Origin of the sequence: Pseudomonas taetrolens (assembly GCF_900475285.1) — a bacterium.
Classification (GTDB): Bacteria; Pseudomonadota; Gammaproteobacteria; order Pseudomonadales; family Pseudomonadaceae; genus Aquipseudomonas; species Aquipseudomonas taetrolens.
The window spans coordinates 3,849,151-3,872,263 of sequence record NZ_LS483370.1; the positions used below are offsets into that span (position 1 = coordinate 3,849,151).

At 58.0% G+C, this 23,113-nt stretch carries 25 protein-coding genes and 1 pseudogene; 10 read left to right on the forward strand and 16 right to left on the reverse strand.

The annotated features are described in order from the left end of the window. Positions 1-9 precede the first annotated feature (9 nt). From folE to DQN55_RS17840, 4 genes are read left to right on the forward strand one after another with little or no spacing between them, the layout of a single operon-like run. Entirely contained in the window at positions 10-570 is a 561-nt protein-coding gene (folE, locus tag DQN55_RS17825) for a GTP cyclohydrolase I FolE (protein ID WP_048378595.1), read from the forward strand. Then, positions 570-941, forward strand: a complete 372-nt coding sequence (gene folX / locus DQN55_RS17830) for a dihydroneopterin triphosphate 2'-epimerase (protein WP_048378594.1) — start codon at positions 570-572, stop codon at positions 939-941. Before folE ends, folX begins: the two co-directional genes overlap by 1 nt. Positions 942-971: 30 nt before the next feature. Next, positions 972-1,268: a DUF1244 domain-containing protein gene (locus DQN55_RS17835; RefSeq protein ID WP_048378593.1), complete on the forward strand. Its 297-nt coding sequence runs from the start codon at positions 972-974 to the stop codon at positions 1,266-1,268. Next, positions 1,261-1,602 (forward strand): HopJ type III effector protein, encoded by a 342-nt coding sequence (locus DQN55_RS17840; RefSeq protein ID WP_048378592.1) that lies wholly within the window; start codon positions 1,261-1,263, stop codon positions 1,600-1,602. The genes DQN55_RS17835 and DQN55_RS17840 overlap by 8 nt, the downstream gene beginning before the upstream one ends. 77 nt (positions 1,603-1,679) lie before the next feature. On the opposite strand, the gene trxB is transcribed toward DQN55_RS17840, so the two are convergent. Next, complete coding sequence (trxB, locus tag DQN55_RS17845; RefSeq protein ID WP_048378591.1) at positions 1,680-2,642, reverse strand: thioredoxin-disulfide reductase; 963 nt, start codon at positions 2,640-2,642, stop codon at positions 1,680-1,682. A 315-nt stretch (positions 2,643-2,957) separates the two neighbouring features. Here trxB and cysZ point away from each other — a divergent pair, with 315 nt between their 5' ends. Together cysZ and DQN55_RS17860 are read left to right on the forward strand one after the other, a co-directional pair. Then, on the forward strand, positions 2,958-3,716 hold the full coding sequence (gene cysZ / locus DQN55_RS17855; RefSeq protein WP_048378590.1) for a sulfate transporter CysZ: 759 nt from the start codon (positions 2,958-2,960) through the stop codon (positions 3,714-3,716). A gap of 40 nt (positions 3,717-3,756) precedes the next feature. Then, complete coding sequence (locus DQN55_RS17860; RefSeq protein ID WP_048378589.1) at positions 3,757-4,971, forward strand: glycosyltransferase family 4 protein; 1,215 nt, start codon at positions 3,757-3,759, stop codon at positions 4,969-4,971. Here the strand turns inward: DQN55_RS17860 and DQN55_RS17865 are convergent. Both DQN55_RS17865 and DQN55_RS17870 read right to left on the reverse strand, forming a co-directional pair. After that, complete coding sequence (locus tag DQN55_RS17865; RefSeq protein ID WP_048378588.1) at positions 4,968-5,450, reverse strand: glutathione peroxidase; 483 nt, start codon at positions 5,448-5,450, stop codon at positions 4,968-4,970. The genes DQN55_RS17860 and DQN55_RS17865 overlap by 4 nt on opposite strands. A gap of 121 nt (positions 5,451-5,571) precedes the next feature. Next, positions 5,572-6,057, reverse strand: coding sequence for an FKBP-type peptidyl-prolyl cis-trans isomerase (locus DQN55_RS17870; protein ID WP_048378587.1), 486 nt, complete (start codon positions 6,055-6,057; stop codon positions 5,572-5,574). Here DQN55_RS17870 and DQN55_RS17875 point away from each other — a divergent pair. The 3 genes and pseudogenes from DQN55_RS17875 (at position 6,026) to DQN55_RS17885 (ending at position 9,442) form a co-directional block, all read left to right on the forward strand. Beyond that, positions 6,026-6,374 (forward strand): annotated as a pseudogene (locus DQN55_RS17875) (DUF3565 domain-containing protein). The gene DQN55_RS17870 and the pseudogene DQN55_RS17875 overlap by 32 nt on opposite strands. A gap of 62 nt (positions 6,375-6,436) precedes the next feature. Beyond that, on the forward strand, positions 6,437-8,536 hold the full coding sequence (gene pta / locus DQN55_RS17880) for a phosphate acetyltransferase (RefSeq protein ID WP_048378586.1): 2,100 nt from the start codon (positions 6,437-6,439) through the stop codon (positions 8,534-8,536). Next, a complete protein-coding gene (locus DQN55_RS17885) occupies positions 8,537-9,442 on the forward strand; it encodes an acyltransferase (protein WP_048378585.1) in 906 nt (301 codons plus the stop codon). 157 nt (positions 9,443-9,599) lie between these two features. Here the strand turns inward: DQN55_RS17885 and cysN are convergent, their stop codons facing one another. From cysN to DQN55_RS17900, 3 genes are all read right to left on the reverse strand, one after another. Then, the gene (gene cysN / locus DQN55_RS17890; protein WP_048378584.1) at positions 9,600-11,498 is read right to left on the reverse strand and encodes a sulfate adenylyltransferase subunit CysN; all 1,899 of its coding nucleotides are present in this window, start codon (positions 11,496-11,498) and stop codon (positions 9,600-9,602) included. Between the two features lie 9 nt (positions 11,499-11,507). Then, a complete protein-coding gene (gene cysD, locus DQN55_RS17895; protein ID WP_048378583.1) occupies positions 11,508-12,425 on the reverse strand; it encodes a sulfate adenylyltransferase subunit CysD in 918 nt (305 codons plus the stop codon). A gap of 246 nt (positions 12,426-12,671) precedes the next feature. Further along, positions 12,672-13,430, reverse strand: coding sequence for a Nif3-like dinuclear metal center hexameric protein (locus tag DQN55_RS17900; RefSeq protein ID WP_048378582.1), 759 nt, complete (start codon positions 13,428-13,430; stop codon positions 12,672-12,674). Between the two features lie 101 nt (positions 13,431-13,531). On the opposite strand from DQN55_RS17900, the gene algW reads away from it, so the two are divergent. Next, positions 13,532-14,689 carry a Do family serine endopeptidase AlgW gene (gene algW / locus DQN55_RS17905; protein WP_048378581.1) on the forward strand — a complete coding sequence of 386 codons (1,158 nt, stop codon included), beginning with the start codon at positions 13,532-13,534 and terminating at the stop codon, positions 14,687-14,689. Positions 14,690-14,769: 80 nt separating this feature from the next. On the opposite strand, the gene hisC is transcribed toward algW, so the two are convergent. The 10 genes from hisC to DQN55_RS17955 all read right to left on the reverse strand — a co-directional run bounded on the left by hisC (position 14,770) and on the right by DQN55_RS17955 (position 22,823). Further along, positions 14,770-15,822: a histidinol-phosphate transaminase gene (gene hisC / locus DQN55_RS17910; protein ID WP_048378580.1), complete on the reverse strand. Its 1,053-nt coding sequence runs from the start codon at positions 15,820-15,822 to the stop codon at positions 14,770-14,772. A 2-nt stretch (positions 15,823-15,824) separates the two neighbouring features. After that, positions 15,825-17,153: a histidinol dehydrogenase gene (hisD, locus tag DQN55_RS17915; RefSeq protein WP_048378579.1), complete on the reverse strand. Its 1,329-nt coding sequence runs from the start codon at positions 17,151-17,153 to the stop codon at positions 15,825-15,827. A 156-nt stretch (positions 17,154-17,309) separates the two neighbouring features. Next, complete coding sequence (gene hisG, locus DQN55_RS17920) at positions 17,310-17,945, reverse strand: ATP phosphoribosyltransferase (RefSeq protein WP_048378578.1); 636 nt, start codon at positions 17,943-17,945, stop codon at positions 17,310-17,312. A gap of 182 nt (positions 17,946-18,127) precedes the next feature. After that, positions 18,128-19,393 carry a UDP-N-acetylglucosamine 1-carboxyvinyltransferase gene (gene murA / locus DQN55_RS17925; protein ID WP_048378577.1) on the reverse strand — a complete coding sequence of 422 codons (1,266 nt, stop codon included), beginning with the start codon at positions 19,391-19,393 and terminating at the stop codon, positions 18,128-18,130. Positions 19,394-19,424: 31 nt separating this feature from the next. Beyond that, entirely contained in the window at positions 19,425-19,664 is a 240-nt protein-coding gene (locus DQN55_RS17930; protein WP_003439919.1) for a BolA family protein, read from the reverse strand. A gap of 112 nt (positions 19,665-19,776) precedes the next feature. Further along, a complete protein-coding gene (locus DQN55_RS17935) occupies positions 19,777-20,082 on the reverse strand; it encodes an STAS domain-containing protein (protein ID WP_048378576.1) in 306 nt (101 codons plus the stop codon). Further along, a complete protein-coding gene (locus tag DQN55_RS17940) occupies positions 20,079-20,738 on the reverse strand; it encodes an MlaC/ttg2D family ABC transporter substrate-binding protein (protein WP_048378575.1) in 660 nt (219 codons plus the stop codon). Before DQN55_RS17940 ends, DQN55_RS17935 begins: the two co-directional genes overlap by 4 nt. A gap of 11 nt (positions 20,739-20,749) precedes the next feature. Continuing rightward, positions 20,750-21,217 (reverse strand): outer membrane lipid asymmetry maintenance protein MlaD, encoded by a 468-nt coding sequence (gene mlaD / locus DQN55_RS17945; protein WP_048378574.1) that lies wholly within the window; start codon positions 21,215-21,217, stop codon positions 20,750-20,752. Further along, a complete protein-coding gene (mlaE, locus tag DQN55_RS17950; RefSeq protein ID WP_048378573.1) occupies positions 21,217-22,014 on the reverse strand; it encodes a lipid asymmetry maintenance ABC transporter permease subunit MlaE in 798 nt (265 codons plus the stop codon). The genes mlaD and mlaE overlap by 1 nt, the downstream gene beginning before the upstream one ends. Then, positions 22,014-22,823: an ATP-binding cassette domain-containing protein gene (locus tag DQN55_RS17955; protein ID WP_048378572.1), complete on the reverse strand. Its 810-nt coding sequence runs from the start codon at positions 22,821-22,823 to the stop codon at positions 22,014-22,016. The genes mlaE and DQN55_RS17955 overlap by 1 nt, the downstream gene beginning before the upstream one ends. Positions 22,824-23,113: the final 290 nt, after the last annotated feature.

A 23,113-nucleotide genomic window follows, 5' to 3' on the forward strand; every position in this document is an offset into this window, starting at 1 on the left:
AGTATTTTCATGAGCGCATCACTGCCTGAGCACTATCGCGAGATCCTTGTGGGTCTCGGTGAAAACCCCGACCGCGAAGGCTTGCTCGACACCCCAAAGCGTGCGGCCAAAGCCATGCAGTATCTGTGTCGTGGCTATGAGCAAAGCGTGGAAGAGATTGTAAATGGCGCCCTGTTCTCATCAGACAACGATGAAATGGTGATCGTCGCCGATATCGAGCTGTACTCCCTGTGCGAACACCACCTGCTACCGTTTATCGGCAAGGCGCACGTGGCGTATATCCCGACCGGCAAAGTGCTGGGCCTGTCTAAAATTGCCCGTCTGGTCGACATGTTCGCCCGACGCCTGCAAATCCAGGAAAACCTCACTCGGGAAATCGCCGACGCCATTCAGAACATCACCCAGGCGGCTGGCGTGGCGGTCGTCATTGAAGCCAAGCACATGTGCATGATGATGCGCGGTGTAGAAAAACAGAATTCGACCATGAACACTTCGGTCATGCTGGGCGCATTTCGCGAGCCAAGCACCCGTATGGAATTCTTGCAATTGATTGGACGGAGCAAGCCGTAATGTCACAACTTCAACCAGGAATGGCCCGCATTCGCGTCAAGGACCTGTGCCTGCGCACCTATATCGGGATCAATGAAGAAGAGATCCTCAACAAGCAGGATGTGTTGATCAACCTCACCATCCTTTATGCCGCCCAGGATGCCGTGCGCGATAACGATATTGATCACGCGCTGAATTACCGCACCATCACCAAGGCCGTGATCCAGCATGTCGAAGACAACCGTTTCGCTCTGCTCGAACGCATGACCCAGGAATTGCTGGATCTGGTGATGGCCAATACTGCCGTGCTGTATGCCGAGGTCGAAGTCGACAAACCCCACGCCCTGCGCTTTGCTGAATCCGTATCGATTACGCTCGCGGCGAGCCGCTAAGCTGCCACTTTCTCAATCCCGGTGCCCCCTATGACGCCCCAAGAACGCCTTGAACTCGAAGCTGCCGCCTTCCGCCGGCTTGTCGCACACCTGGACAGCCGCAAAGACGTGCAGAACATTGACCTGATGAACCTCTCGGGTTTCTGCCGCAATTGCCTGTCCAAGTGGTACAAGGCCGCGGCTGACGAGCGGCAGATCGACCTCAGCCTCGATGATGCCCGCGAAGTGGTTTACGGCATGCCGTACGCCGAATGGAAATCCCTCTACCAGAAAGAAGCCAGCGCCGAACAATCCGCGGCGTTTGTCTCAGGAAAAAAGCATGACTGATTTAAATACCCTGCGCGCCAGCCTTAACCGGGGCGAACATCTGTTTGCCGACACCCTGGCGTTTATTGCCGCGCATTACGACTACCAGCCCCAGGCGTTCAACAATGGCGGCGTGGAAAATGCCGCCGGGCAAAATGAAGGCTCGTGCAAAACCCTCGGCCTGGCCCTGCTGGAAGGGTTTAGCGATCAGGAAGCACTGCTGGCCTTTGGCGAGCACTATCGCTCGGTACTGGCGACGCCGGAAGGCACCGATCACGGCAACATTCGTGCGCTGATGGCTCGCGGCCTGGCTGGCGTTGAATTCCCTGCCCGTCCGCTGGTACGCAAGGCCTGACACCCTCCCGCTGTTTCAGCGCACGAGCACGCACAAAAAAACCGGCCGAGGCCGGTTTTTTCATGCACCCAGGATCATCAGAACGCGGCGTTCTGCAGGCCGTCCAGGTAGCGCTCGGTGTCCAGTGCCGCCATGCAGCCAGCGCCAGCCGAAGTAATGGCCTGGCGGTAAACGTGGTCAGCCACGTCGCCAGCCGCAAACACGCCTTCAATGCTGGTAGCGGTAGCGTTGCCTTCACGGCCACCCTGCACAACCATATAGCCGTCTTTCAATTCCAGCTGGCCTTCAAACAACGAAGTGTTCGGGGTGTGGCCGATGGCAATAAACACACCGTCCACTTTCAGCTCGTCAAAGCTGCCGTCGTTGTTTTTCAGGCGGGCACCGGTCACGCCCATGTTGTCACCCAACACTTCGTCCAGGGTCGCGTTCAGCTTGAGCTCGATCTTGCCTTCAGCAACGCGGGCATGCAGCTTGTCGATCAGGATCTTTTCGGCGCGGAACGTTTCGCGGCGATGAACCAGGGTCACTTTGCTGGCGATGTTGGCCAGGTACAGCGCCTCTTCCACAGCAGTGTTACCGCCACCGACCACAGCCACAGGCTTGTTGCGGTAGAAGAAGCCGTCACACGTGGCGCAAGCAGAAACGCCTTTGCCCATGAAAGTTTCTTCAGACGGCAGGCCCAGGTAACGGGCGCTGGCGCCGGTTGCAATGATCAGTGCATCGCAGGTGTAAGTGCCGCTGTCGCCGGTCAGGCTGAACGGTTTGTTTTTCAGATCAACAGCGTTGATGTGATCAAACACGATCTCAGTTTCAAAGCGCTCGGCATGTTCACGCATGCGCTCCATCAAAACCGGACCGGTCAAACCGTGGACATCGCCCGGCCAGTTGTCGACTTCGGTGGTGGTGGTCAATTGACCGCCCGCCTGCATGCCCGTGATCAGCAGTGGTTTGAGGTTGGCGCGGGCCGCATAGACAGCAGCGCTGTAACCGGCAGGGCCTGAGCCCAAAATAATCACACGCGAATGACGTACTTCAGACATGACTCACTCCTATGACAGCCCGCAGTGAAGCAGGGTCGGAACGCCGCTTTAGCGGCGGGAATAAAAAGGAACCGCAAAGGCTTTCAGGGTGTACCTGAAACGCGCCGGTCCTGAAAAATGTGTGGGTGCAGCGTATCGAGGTGGCAGAGATTAAGGAAATACCGTTTAACAATCCAGCTCATAGCAGGTCTCTATGTGACCTGATGCGCTCCACAGACGCCTTTGTAACAGTTATTGTCGAACCCGACCCAAGGCTTTCGCCCTTCAGGCAAAGCCGTTAAGGTCGGCCGGTTTTCCATCTGCTCGGAGCACCTTATGCCCGCCCCCGTTCTTTCAGGCCCCCAATACCTGCGTGAAGGCTTCAAGCTGGTACTCAGCCCCGGCCTTCGACTGTTCGTGCTGCTGCCGCTATTGATCAACCTGGTGCTGTTCGTCGGGTTGATCTATTTTGCCGGTCATCAGTTCAGTCTTTGGGTTGATACCTTGATGCCTTCATTGCCCAGCTGGCTCAGTTTTCTCAACTACTTGCTGTGGCCATTGTTTGTAGTACTGGTCGTGTTGATGGTGTTTTTTACCTTCACCATGCTGGCCAACATCATTGCTGCGCCATTCAACGGTTTTCTCTCGGAGAAGGTCGAAGCCGTGGTACGCGGGATCGATAACTCCCCGCCCTTCAGTTGGGGTGAGCTGGTTGCCATGGTGCCGCGTACCCTGGCCCGCGAAATGCGCAAACTGGGCTACTTTCTGCCGCGGGCCATTGCCTTGATGATCCTGTCGTTCATTCCCGTGCTCAATCTGATTGCAGCGCCTTTGTGGTTGTTCTTCGGGATCTGGATGATGGCCATTCAGTACATCGACTACCCGGCGGATAACCACAAGCTGGGCTGGAACGAGATGCTCGCCTGGCTGCGCGAAAAACGCTGGCAGAGCCTGAGCTTCGGCGGGATTGTGTATCTGGTGCTGTTGATTCCGGTGGTCAATCTGCTGATGATGCCGGCGGCAGTGGCCGGAGCGACGTTATTCTGGGTGCGCGAACGGGGTGATGAGGCGCTAAGCGCGTCCAGCCGCGGCTGAGCACTTCACAAATCCATCATCGCCGTGACACACCGTCGTCATGTCATCAGCCGAAACTGATGCCATGACGACAGCACTGCATATCTCCCTGATTACCGAAACCTTCCCTCCCGAAATCAATGGTGTGGCCAACACCCTTGGCCGGCTGTATGAGGGTCTGCGTGCACGCAATCATCAAGTAGAACTGGTACGCCCACGCCAGGCTGGCGACAGCAACCAACGCAGCAATCACGAACTGATGCTGTGCCGAGGCTGGCCATTGCCGGGTTATCCTGGCCTGCAATGGGGCGTCACTTCGACACAACGATTGTTGAAGCGCTGGCAACAACAGCGTCCGGATGTCATTTACATCGCCACCGAAGGCCCACTGGGCTTGTGCGCCCTGCGCGTCGCCCGACGTTTGGGCATCGCCGTGATCAGCGGCTTTCACACCAACTTCCAGCAATATTTCAGCCAATACGGTCTGGGCCTGTTTACCCGGGCCCTGATGCATTACTTGCGCTGGTTTCATAACCGCTCAACCCTGACGCTGGTACCCAGTGCCAGCCAGCACCTTGAACTGGAGCGCAGGCATTTTGAACGGCTGGAGTTGTTGGCGCGCGGTGTCGACAGCCAGTTGTTCAGCCCGTCCAAACGCCAGAATGCCTTGCGCCAGAGCTGGGGTCTCAGAGAAAACGATATCGCCCTGCTGCACGTGGGACGACTGGCTCCGGAAAAAAATCTGGGGGCACTCAAACACTGCCTCGACGCACTGCAAGCGCGTTATCCGCAACGACGTTTCAAGTTGATTGTGGTGGGCGACGGACCAAAACGGGTGTCACTGGAAGCCTCGTTGCCGGAAGCGATTTTTTGCGGGGTACAGTCCGGCGAGGCTTTGGCCTTGCACTACGCCTGTGGCGACGTATTTTTGTTCCCGAGCCTTACCGAGACGTTCGGCAATGTGGTGCTCGAAGCCCTGGCCGCCGGGCTGGGTGTCGTGGCGTATGACGAAGCCGCTGCCGGTCTGCATATCCGGCATGGCTACAACGGCGTGCTGGCCATGCCCGGCGATGAACATGCCTGGATCGAAGCCGCCTGCTGGTTGCTTGAAGAGCCCGAAACCTTGCGAACCATACGCCTCAATGCCCGCCGGCATGCCAGCCGACACGGCTGGCCCGACATCATCGAACAGTTCGAAGGTCAGCTGTTGCGCGCGTGCGACAGCGAAACCGGGCTCGTAGCCGTTCCGGCTCCCGTCACAATCAAAAAGTCCTAGAACAGAGCCTTTTCAATCGCCTGAATTACCAAGGCCTCGTCCGGTGCCGTGCGAGGTGAAAAGCGCGCCAGCACTCGACCGTCCTGAGCCACCAGAAATTTCTCGAAGTTCCAGGTGATATCCCCCGGAAATTCGGCCCCCTCTCCCGCCAGCAAACGATAGAGCTGATGACGGTCAGCGCCGTTGACGTCCAGCTTGCTGCTCAACGGAAAACTGACACCGTAATTCAGGCTGCAAAACGCCTGGATTTCTTCTTCGGAGCCCGGTTCTTGTCCGGCGAATTGATTACACGGCACTCCCAACACACTGAAACCCTGGCCTTTATACTGCTGATACAGGTTTTCCAGCGCAGCGTATTGAGGGGTCAAACCACATTTTGAGGCGACGTTGACCACCAATACCACTCTGTCCTTGAGGGTTTCCAATGGCAGCGGCGTGCCATCCAGTGCGTCTAATACCAGTTCGTGAAAAGCGCTCATGACGGACTCCAAGATTCCGGGACAGTGTTCAAACAATCGCTCAGACAATCGTCAAGGATGAAAAAAGGCGCCCGTAGGCGCCCTCTTCTGGCTAGCTCGAATGTGAGCGTAGCAGCAGTGATCAGTGCTGATGACCGCCTTCACCGTGGACGTGACCGTGAGCAACTTCTTCTTCGCTCGCGTCACGAACAGCCACAACCTTCACTTTGAAGTTCAGGCGCTGACCGGCCAACGGGTGGTTGCCATCAACGGTTACGTCGTCACCGTCCAGATCACGGATGGTCACGATCTGCATTTGGCCGTCCGGCGCCGAAGCGTGGAACTGCATGCCGACTTCCAGTACGTCAACGCCTTCGAACATGCTGCGGTTCAAGGTGCTGACCAGCTCGGCAGAGTATTCGCCGTAAGCGTCTTCTGGCTCAACGGTAACATTCAGTTCATCACCAACGGCCTTGCCATCCAGTGCCTTTTCCAGACCCGGGATGATGTTACCTGCGCCTTGCAGGTAAACCAGCGGTGCGCCGCCGGCAGAGCTGTCGATGACCTCACCAGCGTCGTTGGTCAGGGTATAGTCGATGGAGACAGCCTTATTGGCGGCGATCGTCATGGGGCGAGACCTTTTGCAAAAAAATAATGAGTGCGCAAGTTTAACCAAGCAATCGCCTGAAAGCGAACACAACCAAACAGAACCAAGACCAACGGATCACTTTGAAAACTTCAACAATCATTGGATGGCGTCAAGATGACGAGGGTCATTGGGTAGCCGTGCTGTCTTGCGGCCATACTCAGCACCACCGTCACCAGCCGCCCTGGCAATCCCGGGCCTGGGTCCTTGACCCCCAGCAACGCCAATTAAAAATAGGCCAGCCCTTTGTGTGTGGCTGGTGTGCTCAAGAGGCGGATAGCGCTAATCTTGGCAATTGATTCTTGGCATACGCCCCGTTCATCAGGTGTTGCCCTTGCACTGCTCACGTCAGGAAGCCCGCATGCAAACTTTCTTTATCGCCCCCACTGATTTCGGTGTGGGCCTGACCTCTATTAGCCTTGGCCTGGTGCGTACACTGGAGCGCGCGGGTTTGAAAGTCGGTTTTTTCAAACCGATTGCCCAACCGCACCCGGGAGATCTCGGGCCTGAGCGCTCGACCGAACTGATCGCCCGCACCCATGGTCTCAAGCCGCCCAAGCCGCTGGGACTGGCGCATGTTGAACGCATGCTCGGTGACGGCCAGCTGGATGAACTGCTCGAAGAGATCATCAGCCTCTATCAGGAAGCGGCCATCGGCAAAGACGTGCTGATCGTCGAAGGCATGGTCCCGACCCGCACCGCCAGCTATGCCGCCCGGGTCAACCTGCACCTGGCAAAGAGCCTGGATGCCGAAGTGATTCTGGTCTCGGCGCCTGAAAACGAAGTGCTCACCGAACTCTCCGGCCGCGTCGAATTGCAAGCCCAGCTGTTTGGCGGCCCCAAAGACCCGAAAGTGCTGGGTGTGATCCTGAACAAGGTGCAGACCGACGAAAGCATGGACGTCTTCTCGGCGCGCCTGAAAGAGCATTCGCCGCTGCTGCGCAGCGGTGACTTCAAACTGCTGGGCTGCATTCCGTATCAACCTGAACTCAACGCACCGCGCACCCGCGACGTAGCTGACTTGCTCGGCGCTCAGGTACTGAATGCCGGGGACTACGAAACGCGGCGCATGTCGAAGATCATTTTGTGCGCCCGAACCGTCTTGAACACCCTGCAATTGCTCAAGCCGGGCGTACTGGTCGTCACCCCCGGCGACCGCGATGACATCATTCTGGCCGTGAGCCTCGCGGCCATGAACGGCGTACCGCTGGCAGGCTTGCTGCTGACCAGCGACACCCAGCCCGACCCGCGCCTCATGGAGCTTTGCCGAGGTGCATTGCAAGCCGGGCTGCCCGTGCTGTCGGTCAGCACTGGTTCTTACGACACCGCCAATCGCTTGAACAGCTTGAACAAAGAGATCCCGATCGATGACCGCGAACGCGCGCAAATCATCACCGACTTTGTTGCCAGCCACCTCGACGCCCAATGGTTGCACCAGCGCTGCGGCACGCCTAGGGAAATGCGCCTGACCCCTGCAGTATTCCGCTATCAGCTGATCCAGCGCGCTCAGCAAGCCAACAAGCGCATCGTCCTGCCCGAAGGCAGCGAGCCGTTGACCGTGCAGGCCGCGGCTATCTGCCAGGCACGCGGCATCGCGCGTTGCGTGCTGCTGGCCAAACCCGAAGAGGTTCAGGCGGTGGCCAAGGCTCACGGCTTTGAACTGCCTGAAGGGCTGGAGATCCTCGACCCGGACCAGATTCGCGCACGCTACGTCGAACCGATGGTGGCGTTGCGCAAGACCAAAAGCATCAATGCTCCGATGGCCGAACAACAGCTCGAAGACACCGTTGTGATCGGCACCATGATGCTGGCGCTGGACGAGGTCGACGGCCTGGTTTCGGGCGTCATCCATTCGACGGCCAACACCATCCGCCCTGCCCTGCAACTGATCAAGACCGCACCGGGTTGCACGCTGGTGTCATCGGTATTTTTCATGCTGTTCCCGGAACAGGTACTGGTCTACGGCGACTGCGTGATGAACCCGCACCCGTCTGCCGCGGAACTGGCCGAAATCGCCCTGCAGAGCGCTGACTCGGCTGCCGCCGTCGGGATCACCCCGCGCGTGGCGATGATCAGCTACTCCAGCGATGAGTCGGCCAGCGGTGAAGAAGTCGAGAAGGTCCGCGAAGCCACATTGCTGGCCCATGAAGCGCAACGGGGATTGTTGATTGATGGCCCGCTGCAATATGACGCCGCCGCCAATGAGGTCATTGCCAGACAACTGGCGCCTAACAGCCAGGTGGCTGGCCGGGCCACGGTGTTTGTATTCCCCGACCTGAATACCGGCAACACCACCCACAAAGCTGTACAGCGCAGCGCTGATTGCGTCAGCCTTGGCCCCATGCTGCAAGGCTTGCGCAAACCGGTGAACGATCTGCCACGCGGCGCGCAAGTGGACGACATCGTCTACACCATCGCCCTCACGGCGATTCAAGCCGATAACCGACCTATGGATGTGTAAATGCTGGACTTTCTGCCTGCGCCGCTACGCGGTGTGATTGCTTCACTGCTGCTGGCGATCAACACCATCGTGTGTTGTACACCGCTGTTCGTGGTCGCCCTGTTCAAACTGTGCCTGCCGTTTCCCGCGGCACAGCGGGCAACCGACTGGCTGATGCGCCATATCCATGAAGCCTGGATCAGCAATAACTCGCGCTGGATGGATTTACTGCGCAAGACCCGTTGGCACATCAAGGGTCTGGAAGGCCTCGACTACGAACACTCGTACCTGATCACCAGCAACCACCAGAGCTGGGTCGACATCATGGTGCTGCAATACGTGCTCAATAAACGCATCCGGCCGCTGAAGTTTTTCCTCAAACAGGAACTGATCTGGGTGCCCGTGATTGGCCTTGCCTGGTGGGCCCTGGGCTTTCCGTTCATGAAGCGCTACTCCAAGGCATACCTGGCCAAACACCCGGAGAAAAAAGGCGCAGACCTGGCCACCACCCGTAAAACCTGTGCCAAGTTCAAAGACCAGTCCGTGGGCATCTTCAACTTCGTTGAAGGCACGCGCTTCACCGAAGCCAAGCATGCGCAGCAGAACTCGCCGTTCCGTTACCTGCTCAAGCCCAAGGCCGGTGGCATTGCTTTTGTGCTGGACGCCATGGGTGAGCAGCTGCAATCGATCGTCAACGTGACCATCCACTATCCGGGCGGGCGTCCGGGTTATTGGGATTTGTTGTGTGGCAACGTGCGCGACGTGGTGGTGGTGTTTGAGGAGTTGAACATACCGGCTGAGTTTATCGGCAAGAACTACGATCAAGACCCTGAATACCGGCTGGCATTTCAAGGGTGGATCAACCAGTTGTGGGAAGACAAGGACCGGCTGCTGGGTGAGTTGCATCGCAAATACCCGCCGCGTTGACCAAACCTCTGCAGGAGCGCGCTTGCCCGCGCGAGAATCACCTTGGTGTCTCAGACTCACCGGGGGCATTGCGAGCAAGCGCGTCTGCAAAGTGCCGTGACCTGTAACAAAAAGCCCGCCACCGATTTCCCGGGGGCGGGCTTTTTTTTCAGTGCGGCTAGATCGCGCCGCGCTGGCGCAACAGGTCCAGCACCAACTTCACGCTGTCTTCCAGTGACAACGATTGAGTGTCAACCACCAGGTCGGCATTCAACGGTACGTCATAAGGGAAGGACTCGCCCGGGATGTTGTCGCCACCCGCCGCGTACAGACCTTGCGGATCACGCTCGGCACATACGGCCGGCGAGGCCTGCACATAGACCGTCAACAGGCGGTCACTGCCGATCAACGCCTTGGCCTGCTGGCGGCCTTCTGCATCCGGAGCCACGAACGCGGCCAGGGTCAGCAGGCCGGCTTCGTTGAACTGACGCGCCACGTGCGCGGCACGACGCCAGTTCTCGGTGCGACCGGCACGGTCCTGCGGCAAACCTTTATTCAGGTCGTGGCGCAGGTTCTGGCCATCGAGGACGAACACCGCACGGCCCATGTCAAACAGCTTGCGCTCGACCGCGTACGCCAGGGTGCTTTTACCTGCACCCGACAGGCCGCTGAACAGCACGGTCGCCGGTTGCTGGCCAAAGCGCTGGGCACGCTCTTCAGTGGCCACGTGGGCCAGCTTACCATGATGTGTCGCGCTGCCATGGCTCAAAGCTTGAGCGACGATCATGCCGGCGCCCACGGTGCCATTGGTCAGGCGGTCGATAATAATGAACGAACCGGTGGTGCGGTTGCTGGTGTAACCGTCCAGGGCAATCGGCGCGTCGAGGCTGATCTTGACCTTGCCGATCTCGTTCAGCTGCAAGGCGCTCGCCGGTCCTTCCTCCAGAGTGTTCACATCGACTTTGTTGACGATGCTGGCAATCGAGCCCGGTACGTAGCTGGTCGCACGCTTGATGTCGTACTTCTTACCCGGCAGCATCGGCTCTTCAGCCATCCATACCAGCATGGCTTCGAAGTTGTCAGTCACCAGCGGCAGGTTGTCGGCATGCACCAACAGGTCGCCACGGGAGATGTCGATTTCGTCTTCCATGGTCAGCGTAACGGCCTGACCTGGACCTGCATGTTCCAGCTCGCCTTCAAACGTGACGATGGACTTGACGCGGCTGCTCTTGCCCGACGGCAGCACAACGATTTCATCGCCCTTGTGCACAATGCCGCTGGCCAACGTACCGGCAAAACCACGGAAGTTCAGGTTAGGACGGTTCACGTACTGCACCGGGAAACGCAGATCGGTCAGGTTGCGATCGGCTGCCACTTCTACGGTTTCGAGAATTTCCATCAGCGACTGACCGGTGTACCACGGCGAACGCTCGCTCTTGTTCACCACGTTGTCGCCCTTTAGGGCAGACATCGGCACAAAGTGCAGGCTGGTCGGTTTCATCTCCAGGCCTTCGGCGAACTGCAGGTAGTCGGCCTTGATCGACTCGAATACACCTTCGTCAAAGCCCTTGAGGTCCATCTTGTTGATGGCCACAACGATGTGCTTGATGCCCAGCAACGACGCAATAAAGCTGTGACGACGGGTCTGGGTCTGCACACCGTAACGGGCGTCGACCAAAATGATCGCCAGGTCACAGGTCGAAGCACCGGTGGCCATGTTACGGGTGTACTGCTCATGGCCCGGGGTATCGGCAATGATGAACTTGCGCTTGGCCGTCGAGAAGTAGCGGTACGCCACGTCAATGGTGATGCCCTGCTCGCGCTCGGCTTGCAGACCGTCCACCAGCAACGCCAGGTCGATATCATCGCCCGTGGTGCCGCTCTTTTTCGAGTCGCGGGTAATGGCTTCCAGATGGTCTTCGTAGATCATCTTGGAGTCGTGCAGCAGGCGCCCGATCAGGGTGCTCTTGCCGTCGTCGACGTTGCCGCAGGTCAGGAAGCGCAACATTTCCTTGCGCTCGTGCTGGCCCAGGTAAGCGAGGATGTCCTCGCTGATCAAATCAGATTGGTGCGACATGACAACCCCTTAGAAATAACCCTGACGTTTTTTATCTTCCATCGAGCCTGCGCCATCGTGATCGATGACTCGGCCCTGGCGCTCGGAAGTTCGCGTCAGGAGCATTTCCTGGATGATGTCTGTCAGGGTTTCAGCCTCAGACTCCACCGCGCCAGTCAGCGGGTAGCAACCAAGAGTGCGGAAGCGGACCTTTTTCTTGACGATTCGAGCCTTGTCTTCGTCAGACAGGTGCTCAAGGATACGCTCGTCGTCGATCATGATCAGCGCGCCGTTCTTCTCGATGACATCACGCTCGGCTGCGAAGTACAGCGGCACAATCGGGATACCTTCAAGGTAGATGTATTGCCAGATATCGAGCTCGGTCCAGTTCGACAGCGGGAACACGCGGATCGATTCGCCCTTGTTCACGTTGCCGTTGTACACGTTCCACAATTCTGGGCGCTGGTTTTTCGGGTCCCAGCGGTGCTTGCTGTCGCGGAACGAGTACACGCGCTCTTTGGCACGGGATTTCTCTTCATCGCGACGGGCACCACCGAAGGCGGCATCAAAACCGTATTTGTCCAGAGCCTGCTTGAGGCCCTCGGTCTTCATGATGTCGGTGTGTTTGGCACTGCCGTGGGTGAACGGGTTGATCCCTTGCGCCACGCCATCCGGGTTGACGTGAGTGATCAGGTCCAGGCCCAGCTCGGCAACCATCTTGTCGCGAAAGCTGTACATCTCCTGGAATTTCCACTGGGTATCGACATGCATGACCGGAAACGGCAGCTTGCCCGGGAAAAAAGCCTTGCGTGCAAGGTGCAGCATGACGGCGGAGTCTTTACCGATCGAGTACAGCATCACCGGGTTATCGAACTCGGCGGCCACCTCGCGGATGATGTGGATGCTTTCCGCCTCCAGCTGTTTCAGGTGCGTCAGTTTGTCGACCATGGCTACTCACGAAAGCTATCTTATGAACGGCCTGCGGGCCGTGTTCGAGCGGAGAATCCTAGCACAGCGGTCTCTTATATAGATGCCACCAACTAGATCGAAACGGTCTAAGAATAGATCGCAGAGTTTGGGAGGACCCCACGCCTGTAGCCGCTGCCGCAGACTGCGACGGGTTGCGCAGCGACCCTGTGTTTAAGGTCCTGCGGACCTTATCGCAGCCAGCGGCAGCGGCTACTGTGCATCGATTTAAATCGGGTTCGGACAGTCGATGAACAGATGTTCGAGGGCGAAGCGACGGGCCAGGTAATCGCCCAATGCCTGCACGCCGAAACGCTCAGTGGCGTGGTGCCCCGCGGCGATAAAGCTGATGTCGTTTTCCCGGGCGCTGTGGAAGGTCTGCTCCGAGGCTTCACCGCTCAGGTACAGGTCGACCCCCGCCAGTACAGCCTGATCGATATAGCCCTGCCCCCCGCCCGTGCACCAGCCCACACGACGAATCATCGCACTGCCTTCAATCAACAAAGGCTCACGCCCCAGCGCTTCCTGTACCCGCCGGGAAAAATCACGGGCGGTGACCGGTTCAGCCAATGAACCGACCAACCCCACCACTTTGGCGTTACTCGGGTCCAACGGGCCTTCGACGGTGATGTCCAATTGCTTTGCCAACTGCACGTTGTTACCCACGTCCGGGTGCAAGTCGAGCGGCAAGTGATAAGCCAGCAAGCTGATATCGTGCTTGAGCAAGGTTTTCAGGCGGCGCTGCTTCATCCCGGTGATGCAAGGATCTTCGCCCTTCCAGAAATAGCCGTGGTGCACCAGGATCAAATCCGCGTTGACCTCCACCGCGGCATCGAGCAATGCCTGGCTGGCGGTCACACCGCTGACGATACGCAACACCTGAGGCCGTCCTTCGACCTGCAAGCCATTGGGGCAGTAATCGCTGATTGCAGCGCAGTTCAGGTAACGATTTGCTTCTTCTACCAGCGTGCTCAGGGCCACAGCCATAAAAGACTCCTAAATATAGCGTTCAGAGCCTGTCGGCCCTCGTATAATGGCCGCCATTATGGGCCGTAAGGATGGCTCTGCAACCTTCAGGATAGAGTTCAATGTTTAAGGCTTTGCGTTTTTTTGGCTGGCCATTGCTGGCTGGCGTACTGATCGCCATGCTGATTATTCAGCGTTATCCGCAATGGGTCGGGCTACCGAGCCTGGACGTTAATCTGCAACAAGCCCCGAAAACCAGCTTCATGCAACAAGGGCCGGTGACCTACGCTGACGCTGTCACCCGCGCCGCGCCGGCAGTGGCAAACCTGTACACCACCAAGGTGGTGAACAAAAACGCCAAGCCGCTGTTTGAAGACCCGCAGTTCCGGCATTACTTCGGCAACAACGCTCCCAAGCAAAAGCGTATGGAGTCCAGCCTGGGTTCCGCAGTGATCATGAGCCCCGAGGGCTACCTGCTGACCAATAACCACGTGACCATGGGTGCCGACCAGATTGTCGTTGCGCTCAAGGACGGTCGTGAAACCCTGGCGAGAGTCATCGGCAGCGATCCCGAAACCGATCTGGCCGTGCTCAAGATCGACCTGAAAAAGCTGCCCGCCATCACCATTGGGCGCTCGGATACCCTGCGCATCGGCGACGTTGCCCTAGCGATCGGTAACCCGTTCGGCGTGGGCCAAACCACGACCATGGGCATCATCAGTGCGACCGGGCGCAACCAGTTGGGCCTGAACAACTACGAAGACTTCATCCAGACCGATGCCGCGATCAACCCTGGAAACTCGGGGGGTGCTCTGGTGGATGCCAATGGCAACCTGACCGGCATCAATACGGCCATCTTTTCCAAGTCAGGCGGCTCACAAGGTATTGGGTTTGCGATCCCGATCAACCTGGCCATGGAAGTCATGAAGTCGATTATCGAGCACGGGCAAGTGATTCGAGGCTGGCTGGGGATTGAAGTACAGCCGCTGACCCCGGATCTGGCCGAGTCGTTTGGCCTGAGCGGACGCCCGGGCATTGTGGTAGCGGGGATTTTCCGTGACGGCCCGGCACAAAAAGCCGGCCTGCAGTTGGGCGATGTGATCCTGAGTATTGATGGCGTACCGGCCAGCGACGGGCGTCGCTCGATGAATCAGGTGGCACGCATCAAACCTTCGGACGAAGTGTCGATCCTGGTCATGCGTAACGGCAAGGAAACCAAGCTCACAGCTGAAATCGGCCTGCGGCCGCCGCAAGAGCAACCACCGCAGAAAGAAGACTGAAGCACCCACTCGCCGGTACTGCCGAAGGCTGCGATCTTTCGACCTGAAAAGTCGCAGCCTTCAACGGTTCCCGGCCGCGATTAAAGGCCGGACAACCCATCAATCAACGCCGCATTCTGCTCCGGCGTGCCGATGGTGATGCGCAGGAACTGGTCGATGCGCAGTTGCTTGAAGTGACGCACGATCACCCCCTGATCACGCAGCTTTGCCGCCAGCGCCGCCGCATCATGCTCGGGGTGACGGGCGAAGATGAAGTTGGCCGCCGAGGGCAGCACCTCAAACCCCAATCCCTGCAACTGCCCTACCACCTGCTCGCGACTGTCGATCACCGCCTTGCAGGTACGTTCGAAGTATTCACGGTCTTCAAAAGCAGCGGCCGCACCTGCAATCGCCAAACGATCCAGCGGATAGGAGTTGAAGCTGTTCTTGATTCGCTCAAGCGCTTCGATCAGGTCAGGATGGCCCACCGCCAACCCGACACGCAAACCGGCCAGCGAGCGCGATTTGGACAGGGTTTGGGTAACCAGCAGGTTCGGGTAGCGATCTACCAGACTGATGGCCGTTTCACCGCCAAAGTCGATATAGGCTTCATCCACCACTACCACGGAATCCGGGCTGGCCTTGAGCATGCGCTCAATGGCGTCCAGTGCCAGCAGGCAACCGGTCGGCGCATTGGGGTTGGGGAAGATGATCCCGCCGTTGGCTTTGGCGTAATCGCCAGGCTGGATCTGAAACTGTTCGTCCAGCGGCACGGCATCGAACGCTATGCCATACAAGCCGCAGTAAACCGGATAGAAGCTGTAGCTGATGTCCGGAAACAGCAGCGGCTTGTCGTGCTGGAACAGACCATTGAAAACATGGGCCAGCACTTCGTCAGAGCCATTGCCCAGAAACACCTGATTGGTCTGCACCCCGTAATACTCAGCCACCGCCTGCTTGAGCAGGTCGCTGTTCGGGTCCGGGTACAAACGCAGGTTGTCGTTAAGCTCGGCCTGCATCGCTGACAGCGCTTTAGGCGAAGGCCCATAAGGGTTTTCGTTGGTATTGAGCTTCACCAGCTTCGCCAGCTTCGGTTGTTCACCCGGCACGTAAGGCACCAGTTGCTTAACGAAAGGACTCCAGAATTTACTCATGCTTATTGCCCCTGTTCGGTGTCGGCGATGATCCGGTACTCGGCACTGCGGGCGTGGCCGGTCAGGGATTCGCCACGCGCAAGAATCGAAGCCGTTTTACCCAGGTCGGAGGCGCCCTGCTCCGAGCAGAAAATGATCGAGGAGCGCTTCTGGAAGTCGTACACCCCCAGCGGTGAGGAGAATCGTGCGGTGCCCGAAGTCGGCAGGACGTGGTTCGGGCCCGCGCAATAATCACCCAACGCCTCGCTGGTGTGACGGCCCATGAAGATCGCACCGGCATGGCGGATCTGCGGCAACCAGGCTTGCGGGTCGGCCACGGACAACTCCAGGTGCTCGGGTGCGATACGGTTGGCGACGTCGATCGCCTGCTGCATGTCATTCACCAGAATCAACGCGCCACGGCCATTGATCGAGGTATTGATGATGTCAGCCCGCTCCATGGTGGGCAGCAGCCTGGCAATGCTGGCTTCTACCTTGTCGAGGAACTCGGCATCCGGGCTGACCAGAATCGCTTGCGCGTCTTCGTCGTGCTCGGCCTGAGAGAACAAGTCCATGGCGATCCAGTCCGGATCGGTCAGGCCATCGCAGACCACCAGAATTTCCGAAGGTCCGGCGATCATGTCGATGCCAACCTGGCCAAATACATGGCGCTTGGCAGTGGCCACATAAATATTGCCCGGCCCCACGACCTTGTCGACCTTGGGTACGCTTTCGGTGCCATAGGCCAGGGCGGCGACAGCCTGTGCGCCGCCAATGGTGAACACCCGGTCAACACCGGCAATGCAGGCCGCCGCCAGCACCAGCTCGTTGAGTTCGCCCCGCGGGGTCGGCACCACCATGACCACTTCAGGGACGCCTGCGACCTTGGCCGGAATCGCGTTCATCAACACCGAAGACGGGTACGACGCCTTGCCGCCTGGCACATATAGCCCCGCACGATCCAGCGGGGTGACTTTTTGGCCCAACACCGTGCCATCGGCCTCGGTGTAGCTCCAGGAATCCTGTTTCTGTTTTTCGTGATAGCTGCGTACGCGCTGTGCGGCTTTTTCCAGAGCTTCACGCTGAGGTACGGTGATGCGGGTCAGTGCCAGCTCCAGACGCTCGCGCGGCAGGATCAGGTCGGCCATGGACGTCACTGCCAGCCCGTCAAAACGCTGGGTGAACTCCACCAAAGCTGCGTCCCCACGCTCGCGTACTGCCTTGATGATGTCCAGCACGCGCTGGTTGACCGAGTCGTCAGACACACTTTCCCAGCTCAGCAAATGATCCAGATGCTGCGCGAAGTCCGGGTCAGCAGCGTTGAGTCGGCGAATTGCAGTGGGAGCGGTCATAGCGAGGGCCTCGGTAATTGGCGAATGCTTAGAATTTATACAGCTTGATATTGCACAGATCAGGCACCGCAAGACTACCAAGCCATCCGCGCGGGTACCTGAGATTTCTGGCTATTACACGGATAGATGGGCGCGACCCGGGGTCGCGCAGGTGAGTCAGCCGCGGTGTCGCGACTCCACTGCTTTGCGCAGGGTGTCGATCAGAGCTTGAATACGGGCGTGCTGCATTTTCATCGAAGCCTTGTTAACCACCAGACGGGAGCTGATGGCGGCAATGAAGTCCTGAGGTTCCAGGCCATTGGCACGCAAGGTGTTGCCAGTGTCGACGACGTCGATGATTTTGTCGGCCAGGCCGATCAGCGGGGCCAGCTCCATCGAGCCATACAGCTTGATGATATCGACCTGACGACCTTGCTCGGCGTAGTAACGCTTGGCAACGTTGACGAACTTGGTAGCCACTCGCAGACGGCCTTTAGGCTCGACGGCACCGATAGCGCCGGCAGTCATCAGTTTGCACTGGGCAATCTGGAGATCCAGAGGCTCGTAAAGGCCCTGGCCACCGTATTCCATCAGCACGTCTTTACCCGCCACACCGAGGTCTGCCGCACCATGCTCGACATAGGTCGGCACGTCAGTGGCACGCACGATCAGCAGGCGTACGTCAGGCTGGGTGGTCGGAATAATCAGCTTGCGGCTTTTGTCCGGATTCTCTGTCGGCACAATGCCCGCTTCAGCCAGAAGCGGCAAAGTATCGTCAAGGATACGGCCCTTGGACAGTGCAATGGTCAGCATGGGAAACGTAAGTCCTTATCAGGGTACTTATGCCCGGACGCAATCGGCGCCGGACAAACATCGAGCCTGATAATCAGGCTCGACTTGAACGATTCGAGGCCAGGTAAGGTAAAGCTTGCAAGCCATTACGTCACCTGGCGGCTGGACACGATCCCTGTGCCCATACAGCCAGACTGCAAAAACTAGCCCGGAACGCGGCGAATTTTTGCACCCAGCATTTGCAGTTTTTCTTCGATGCATTCGTAACCACGGTCTATGTGGTAAATGCGATCGATCAGGGTGTCGCCTTCAGCAACCAGCGCCGAAATCACCAGGCTGGCCGAAGCACGCAGGTCGGTTGCCATCACTGGCGCACCCTTGAGTGTTTCGGTACCGGTCACGATGGCAGTATTGCCTTCGACCTGGATCTTGGCGCCCATGCGGTGCAATTCATACACGTGCATGAAGCGGTTTTCAAAGATGGTCTCGATCACGGCACCGGTGCCTTCGGCAATGGCGTTAAGCGAGATGAACTGCGCCTGCATGTCCGTCGGGAACGCCGGGTACGGAGCCGTACGCACGTTCACGGCCTTGGGACGCTTGCCGTGCATGTCCAGTTCGATCCAGTCTTCGCCGGTGGTGATCTCGGCGCCTGCTTCCTTGAGCTTCTCAAGTACGGCTTCGAGAATCGTCGGGTCAGTGTCCTTGACCTTCACACGGCCGCCGGTCACGGCAGCTGCCACCAGGTAGGTGCCGGTTTCGATACGGTCAGGCATCACACGGTAAAGCGCCGGGTGCAGACGCTCAACACCTTCAATGGTGATGGTATCTGTACCCGCGCCGCTGACGTTGGCGCCCATGGCGTTCAGGAAGTTGGCCAGGTCGACGACTTCAGGTTCACGCGCTGCGTTTTGCAGCACGCTGCGGCCTTTGGCCAGGGCCGCGGCCATCATGATGTTTTCAGTACCGGTTACGCTGACGGTATCGAAGAAGAAGCTGGCACCGCGCAAACCGCCTTCCGGCGCCTTGGCCTTGATGTAGCCGCCTTCCACGTCGATCACCGCACCCATGGCTTCAAGGCCACGGATGTGCAGGTCAACCGGGCGCGAACCAATGGCGCAACCGCCTGGCAGTGCAACTTCAGCGTAGCCGAAGCGCGCAACCATCGGACCCAGTACCAGGATCGACGCACGCATGGTCTTAACCAGCTCGTAGGGTGCGATCAGAGTCTTGATAGTGCGCGGATCGATCTCAACGCTGAGTTTTTCATCGATCACGGGTTCAATACCCATGCGACCGAACAGCTCGATCATCGTCGTGATGTCGTGCAGGTGCGGCAGGTTGGCTACGGTCACTGCGCCATCGCACAGCAGGGTTGCAGCCAGAATCGGCAAGGCCGAGTTCTTCGCCCCGGAAATACGGATTTCGCCATCAAGACGAACACCGCCGGTAATAATCAATTTATCCATAACAATCTCGACGCCAATGGGCTCAGGGGGCTCAGGTGCGCTCGGCCCAGGCCGCGCTGCTGAAGAATTTCATAGTGACCGCATGGATGCTGCCATCAGCGATCCAGGGGTTCAAATGGGCATAGATGCTTTGTTGACGCTTGACCGGGCTCAAGGCCACCAGTTCGTCACTAATCACGTTCAGCTGAAAGTTGCAGCCTTCGCCCTCAACTTCTACCTGGGTTCCAGGCAACTTTCCCTCAAGAAAGCTCTTCACTTCTACGGCCTGCATGCTCAACCTCAATCGGCGCCAACGCGCGCGGGTCGGCCATCATACAAAAAAGCCCCGCGCCTGCGAACCCCGCATAACAGGACTCTGACGGGGGGCCTTCCATAGATGGCTATTAATGATCTGCCAGCAATTCAGTCAAGCCCGACACCTGCGCGATTTCACGCAGGTCTTCGGGCATGGCTCGAATGCTCAACGGCTTGTTCAGGGCTTGTGCATCACGGATGTAACACAACAACAGCGACAAACCGACGCTGCTGGATTTTTCGACCGCCGAGCAATCCACCACCAGGGCTTTGGCCAGGGCTTTCTTGATCAGGGCCTGGCCCTCAGCGCGCAAGCGTGGGCCCGTCTGATAATCAATCACGCCACTCAGGCGCAACTCGCTCTCGCCAGCCAGTGTTACAGCCGCTTCACTCATTGGTTGGCAGCCTTGGGAGCTGCTTCATCGGTCACTTGCTTGGCCTTGGCGACTTCACCTGCCCAGTTGTCGATGGTTTTATCCAGGTTGTTGCCATTGCGCTGCATGGCATCGGCGAACTGGTCACGGAACAGTTTGCCGATATTGATGCCATTGATAATCACGTTACGCACTTTCCACTCGCCGTTAACCTTGTTCAAGGTGTAGGAGAGCGGGTAAATAGCGCCGCCATTACCTGTGACCTGCATGTCGACACTGGTGCGATCGCCACTTTCATCTTTGGCCGGCGACACAGTGATGCCCTTGTTATTGAATTCAAGCAAGGCATTGCCATAGAACTGCATCAGGCTGCGCTTGAAGTTCTCTTGAAAACGCTGCATCTGCGCAGGTGAGGCATTGCGCGAATATTTGACGGTCATGATGCTTTTTGAAATGCCGTCAACGTCCACCACGGGACCGACGATAGTGTTCAAGGCATCGTAGAACTGGCTTGGGCTCTGCTTGTACTGCTCTTTATTGGCAGCCAGGTCGGCCAGCAATCGGGTCGTTGTGTCTGAAACGATGTCATGGGCAGACTGCCCTGGCGCAGCATTGGCCGCCAGAGGCAGGGTTGCAGCCAGAATCACCAACAGACCACGGCGCAAGAGAGAAATCATCTGAACACTCCTTATTTGGCGTCTTTGCTAACAGTATTAAGCAGGAACTTGCCGATCAGGTCTTCAAGGACCAGCGACGATTGAGTGTCGTGAATGGTGCCACCATTCTTGAGCAAATCGTCCTCTCCGCCCACGCTGATACCGATGTACTTCTCGCCCAACAGGCCCGCCGTGAGGATAGACGCTGTCGAATCGGTCGGCAGGTTATCCACGCGTTTTTCCAGCTGCAAGGTGACACGGGCAGTGAAGTTGTCACGGTCCAGGTCAATTGCCGTGACCTTGCCGATCGTCACACCGGCCATCGTGACCTTGGCGCGAACGGTCAGACCGGCAATATTGTCGAAATAGGCGTACAGCTTGTACGTGTCGGTGCTGGTAGCCGGGGACAATCCGCTGACTCGCAGGGCGAGCAACAGCAAAGCCAGGATGCCAGCCAGCAGGAACAGGCCGACACCGATTTCCATGGTGCGGTTTTGCATCAGAAATCTCCAAACATCAAGGCGGTCAAAATAAAGTCCAGCCCGAGGACTGCCAATGAGGCATACACCACGGTCTTGGTAGTGGCACGGCTGATCCCCTCGGAAGTGGGTTCACAGTCATAACCTTGGAACACGGCAATCCAGGTCACCACAAAAGCAAATACGATGCTTTTGATGATCCCGTTCAATACGTCACCACTGAAGGTCACGCTGTTTTGCATGTTGGCCCAGTACGAACCGTCGTAGACACCGAGCCAGTCCACCGCCACCCATGAGCCGCCCCAGATCCCGACCACGCTGAAAATCATCGCCAGCAGCGGCAAGGAAATGAACCCTGCCCACAACCGTGGCGCGACGATGTACTTGAGCGGGTCAACACCAATCATTTCCAGGCTGGACAGCTGCTCGGTCGACTTCATGTTGCCGATTTCTGCAGTCAATGCAGAACCGGCCCGACCGGCAAACAGCAGCGCAGTCACTACGGGCCCGAGTTCACGTAAAAGCGTCAGGGCAACCATTTGCCCGACTGCCTGCTCGGAACCATAACTGGACAGGATGCTGAACCCCTGCAGCGCCAGCACCATGCCAATGAAGATGCCGGACACGACGATAATCACCAGCGACATGACACCTACGGAGTGCAGCTGTTTGAGCAACAGCCCGAACCCGCCCCCAATGCCTCCCCGCCCCAGCAGGGCGTGAAACAGGAAAATGCTCGAACGGCCCAGTACGGCGAGAATGTCGATCCCGGCCCGCCCGAACAACCCGATACGGTCCATTATTGAATGCTTGCGCATCAGCGCTTCCCCAGAAGATCGGTTCGGTAGTCCGACGCCGGAAAATGAAACGGAACCGGGCCATCCGGATCGCCGTTCATGAACTGACGAATACGCGGATTATCGGCATTCATCAGCTCTTCTGGCGTGCCCTGCCCCAATACCTGACCATCTCCGACAACATATAAGTAGTCGGCAATACTCGCTGTTTCGGCCAAATCGTGTGAAACCACAATACTGGTAATTCCCAGGGCGTCGTTCAGCAGGCGAATCAGTCGCACCAGCACACCCATTGCGATAGGGTCCTGCCCCACGAAAGGCTCGTCATACATCAGTATTTTCGGATCCAGCGCAATCGCTCGCGCCAAAGCTACCCGACGCTTCATGCCACCGGACAGCTCATCCGGCATCAGGTCGATTGCACCGCGCAGCCCGACCGCTTGCAGCTTGAGCAGCACGATGTCACGGATCATTTCTTCCGGCAGCTGGGTGTGAACCCGCAGCGGAAAAGCCACGTTCTCGAACACGTCGAGATCGGTGAACAGGGCTCCGCTCTGAAACAACACGCCCATATGTTTGCGGGCATCGAAAAGATCACTGCGTGACAGGGCCGGCAGGTTCTGACCGTTCACCCAGACTTCACCGCTACTGGGACGCAGTTGCATTCCCATCAGACGCAATAGTGTGGTTTTACCGCAGCCGGACGGCCCCATGATTCCCGTGACTTTGCCACGTGGAATTCGAATATCGACATTATTGAAGATGCTGCGCGTGCCGCGCTTGAAGGACACTCCCTTCAGCTCAACCGCGTAGGCGTTATCGGCGCTCATCTAAACTCCTTGCGATGCAGCCTCTGCCTCTCACCCGGACACCAAACCCCTTGTCAGGAGGCATGCGTTCCCTGAGCGGGCTGAACTGGCGGCGAACTATATCACTGCTGATACTGACCGCCCAAGGCCGAAGGAGTGCCCGTACAGATACCAGACAGCGAAATAAGTACGAATTAACAGGCATAAGCCCCCCGTTTGCAGGCACAGGCAATAAAGCACTGCGATCAAGCGTGAGGGAATTCAACATTACCGCTATAATCTTTGCCTTTTCTCAGGCTACCTGACTTCGA

Excerpts from the sequence above, each read along its gene's own strand:
- DQN55_RS17900 (WP_048378582.1), bottom strand. The coding sequence starts at position 13,430 with ATGGCTGTGGCCCTGAGCACGCTGGTAGAAGAAGCAAATCGTTACCTG.
- cysZ (WP_048378590.1), top strand. The coding sequence starts at position 2,958 with ATGCCCGCCCCCGTTCTTTCAGGCCCCCAATACCTGCGTGAAGGCTTC.
- algW (WP_048378581.1), top strand. The coding sequence starts at position 13,532 with ATGTTTAAGGCTTTGCGTTTTTTTGGCTGGCCATTGCTGGCTGGCGTA.
- DQN55_RS17860 (WP_048378589.1), top strand. The coding sequence starts at position 3,757 with ATGTCATCAGCCGAAACTGATGCCATGACGACAGCACTGCATATCTCC.
- hisG (WP_048378578.1), bottom strand. The coding sequence starts at position 17,945 with ATGCTGACCATTGCACTGTCCAAGGGCCGTATCCTTGACGATACTTTG.
- DQN55_RS17835 (WP_048378593.1), top strand. The coding sequence starts at position 972 with ATGACGCCCCAAGAACGCCTTGAACTCGAAGCTGCCGCCTTCCGCCGG.
- DQN55_RS17885 (WP_048378585.1), top strand. The coding sequence starts at position 8,537 with ATGCTGGACTTTCTGCCTGCGCCGCTACGCGGTGTGATTGCTTCACTG.
- murA (WP_048378577.1), bottom strand. The coding sequence starts at position 19,393 with ATGGATAAATTGATTATTACCGGCGGTGTTCGTCTTGATGGCGAAATC.
- DQN55_RS17940 (WP_048378575.1), bottom strand. The coding sequence starts at position 20,738 with ATGATTTCTCTCTTGCGCCGTGGTCTGTTGGTGATTCTGGCTGCAACC.
- folE (WP_048378595.1), top strand. The coding sequence starts at position 10 with ATGAGCGCATCACTGCCTGAGCACTATCGCGAGATCCTTGTGGGTCTC.
- DQN55_RS17955 (WP_048378572.1), bottom strand. The coding sequence starts at position 22,823 with ATGAGCGCCGATAACGCCTACGCGGTTGAGCTGAAGGGAGTGTCCTTC.
- DQN55_RS17935 (WP_048378576.1), bottom strand. The coding sequence starts at position 20,082 with ATGAGTGAAGCGGCTGTAACACTGGCTGGCGAGAGCGAGTTGCGCCTG.
- DQN55_RS17930 (WP_003439919.1), bottom strand. The coding sequence starts at position 19,664 with ATGCAGGCCGTAGAAGTGAAGAGCTTTCTTGAGGGAAAGTTGCCTGGA.
- mlaE (WP_048378573.1), bottom strand. The coding sequence starts at position 22,014 with ATGCGCAAGCATTCAATAATGGACCGTATCGGGTTGTTCGGGCGGGCC.
- cysN (WP_048378584.1), bottom strand. The coding sequence starts at position 11,498 with ATGTCGCACCAATCTGATTTGATCAGCGAGGACATCCTCGCTTACCTG.
- hisD (WP_048378579.1), bottom strand. The coding sequence starts at position 17,153 with ATGACCGCTCCCACTGCAATTCGCCGACTCAACGCTGCTGACCCGGAC.
- pta (WP_048378586.1), top strand. The coding sequence starts at position 6,437 with ATGCAAACTTTCTTTATCGCCCCCACTGATTTCGGTGTGGGCCTGACC.
- DQN55_RS17865 (WP_048378588.1), bottom strand. The coding sequence starts at position 5,450 with ATGAGCGCTTTTCACGAACTGGTATTAGACGCACTGGATGGCACGCCG.
- folX (WP_048378594.1), top strand. The coding sequence starts at position 570 with ATGTCACAACTTCAACCAGGAATGGCCCGCATTCGCGTCAAGGACCTG.
- hisC (WP_048378580.1), bottom strand. The coding sequence starts at position 15,822 with ATGAGTAAATTCTGGAGTCCTTTCGTTAAGCAACTGGTGCCTTACGTG.
- mlaD (WP_048378574.1), bottom strand. The coding sequence starts at position 21,217 with ATGCAAAACCGCACCATGGAAATCGGTGTCGGCCTGTTCCTGCTGGCT.
- cysD (WP_048378583.1), bottom strand. The coding sequence starts at position 12,425 with ATGGTCGACAAACTGACGCACCTGAAACAGCTGGAGGCGGAAAGCATC.
- DQN55_RS17840 (WP_048378592.1), top strand. The coding sequence starts at position 1,261 with ATGACTGATTTAAATACCCTGCGCGCCAGCCTTAACCGGGGCGAACAT.
- trxB (WP_048378591.1), bottom strand. The coding sequence starts at position 2,642 with ATGTCTGAAGTACGTCATTCGCGTGTGATTATTTTGGGCTCAGGCCCT.
- DQN55_RS17870 (WP_048378587.1), bottom strand. The coding sequence starts at position 6,057 with ATGACGATCGCCGCCAATAAGGCTGTCTCCATCGACTATACCCTGACC.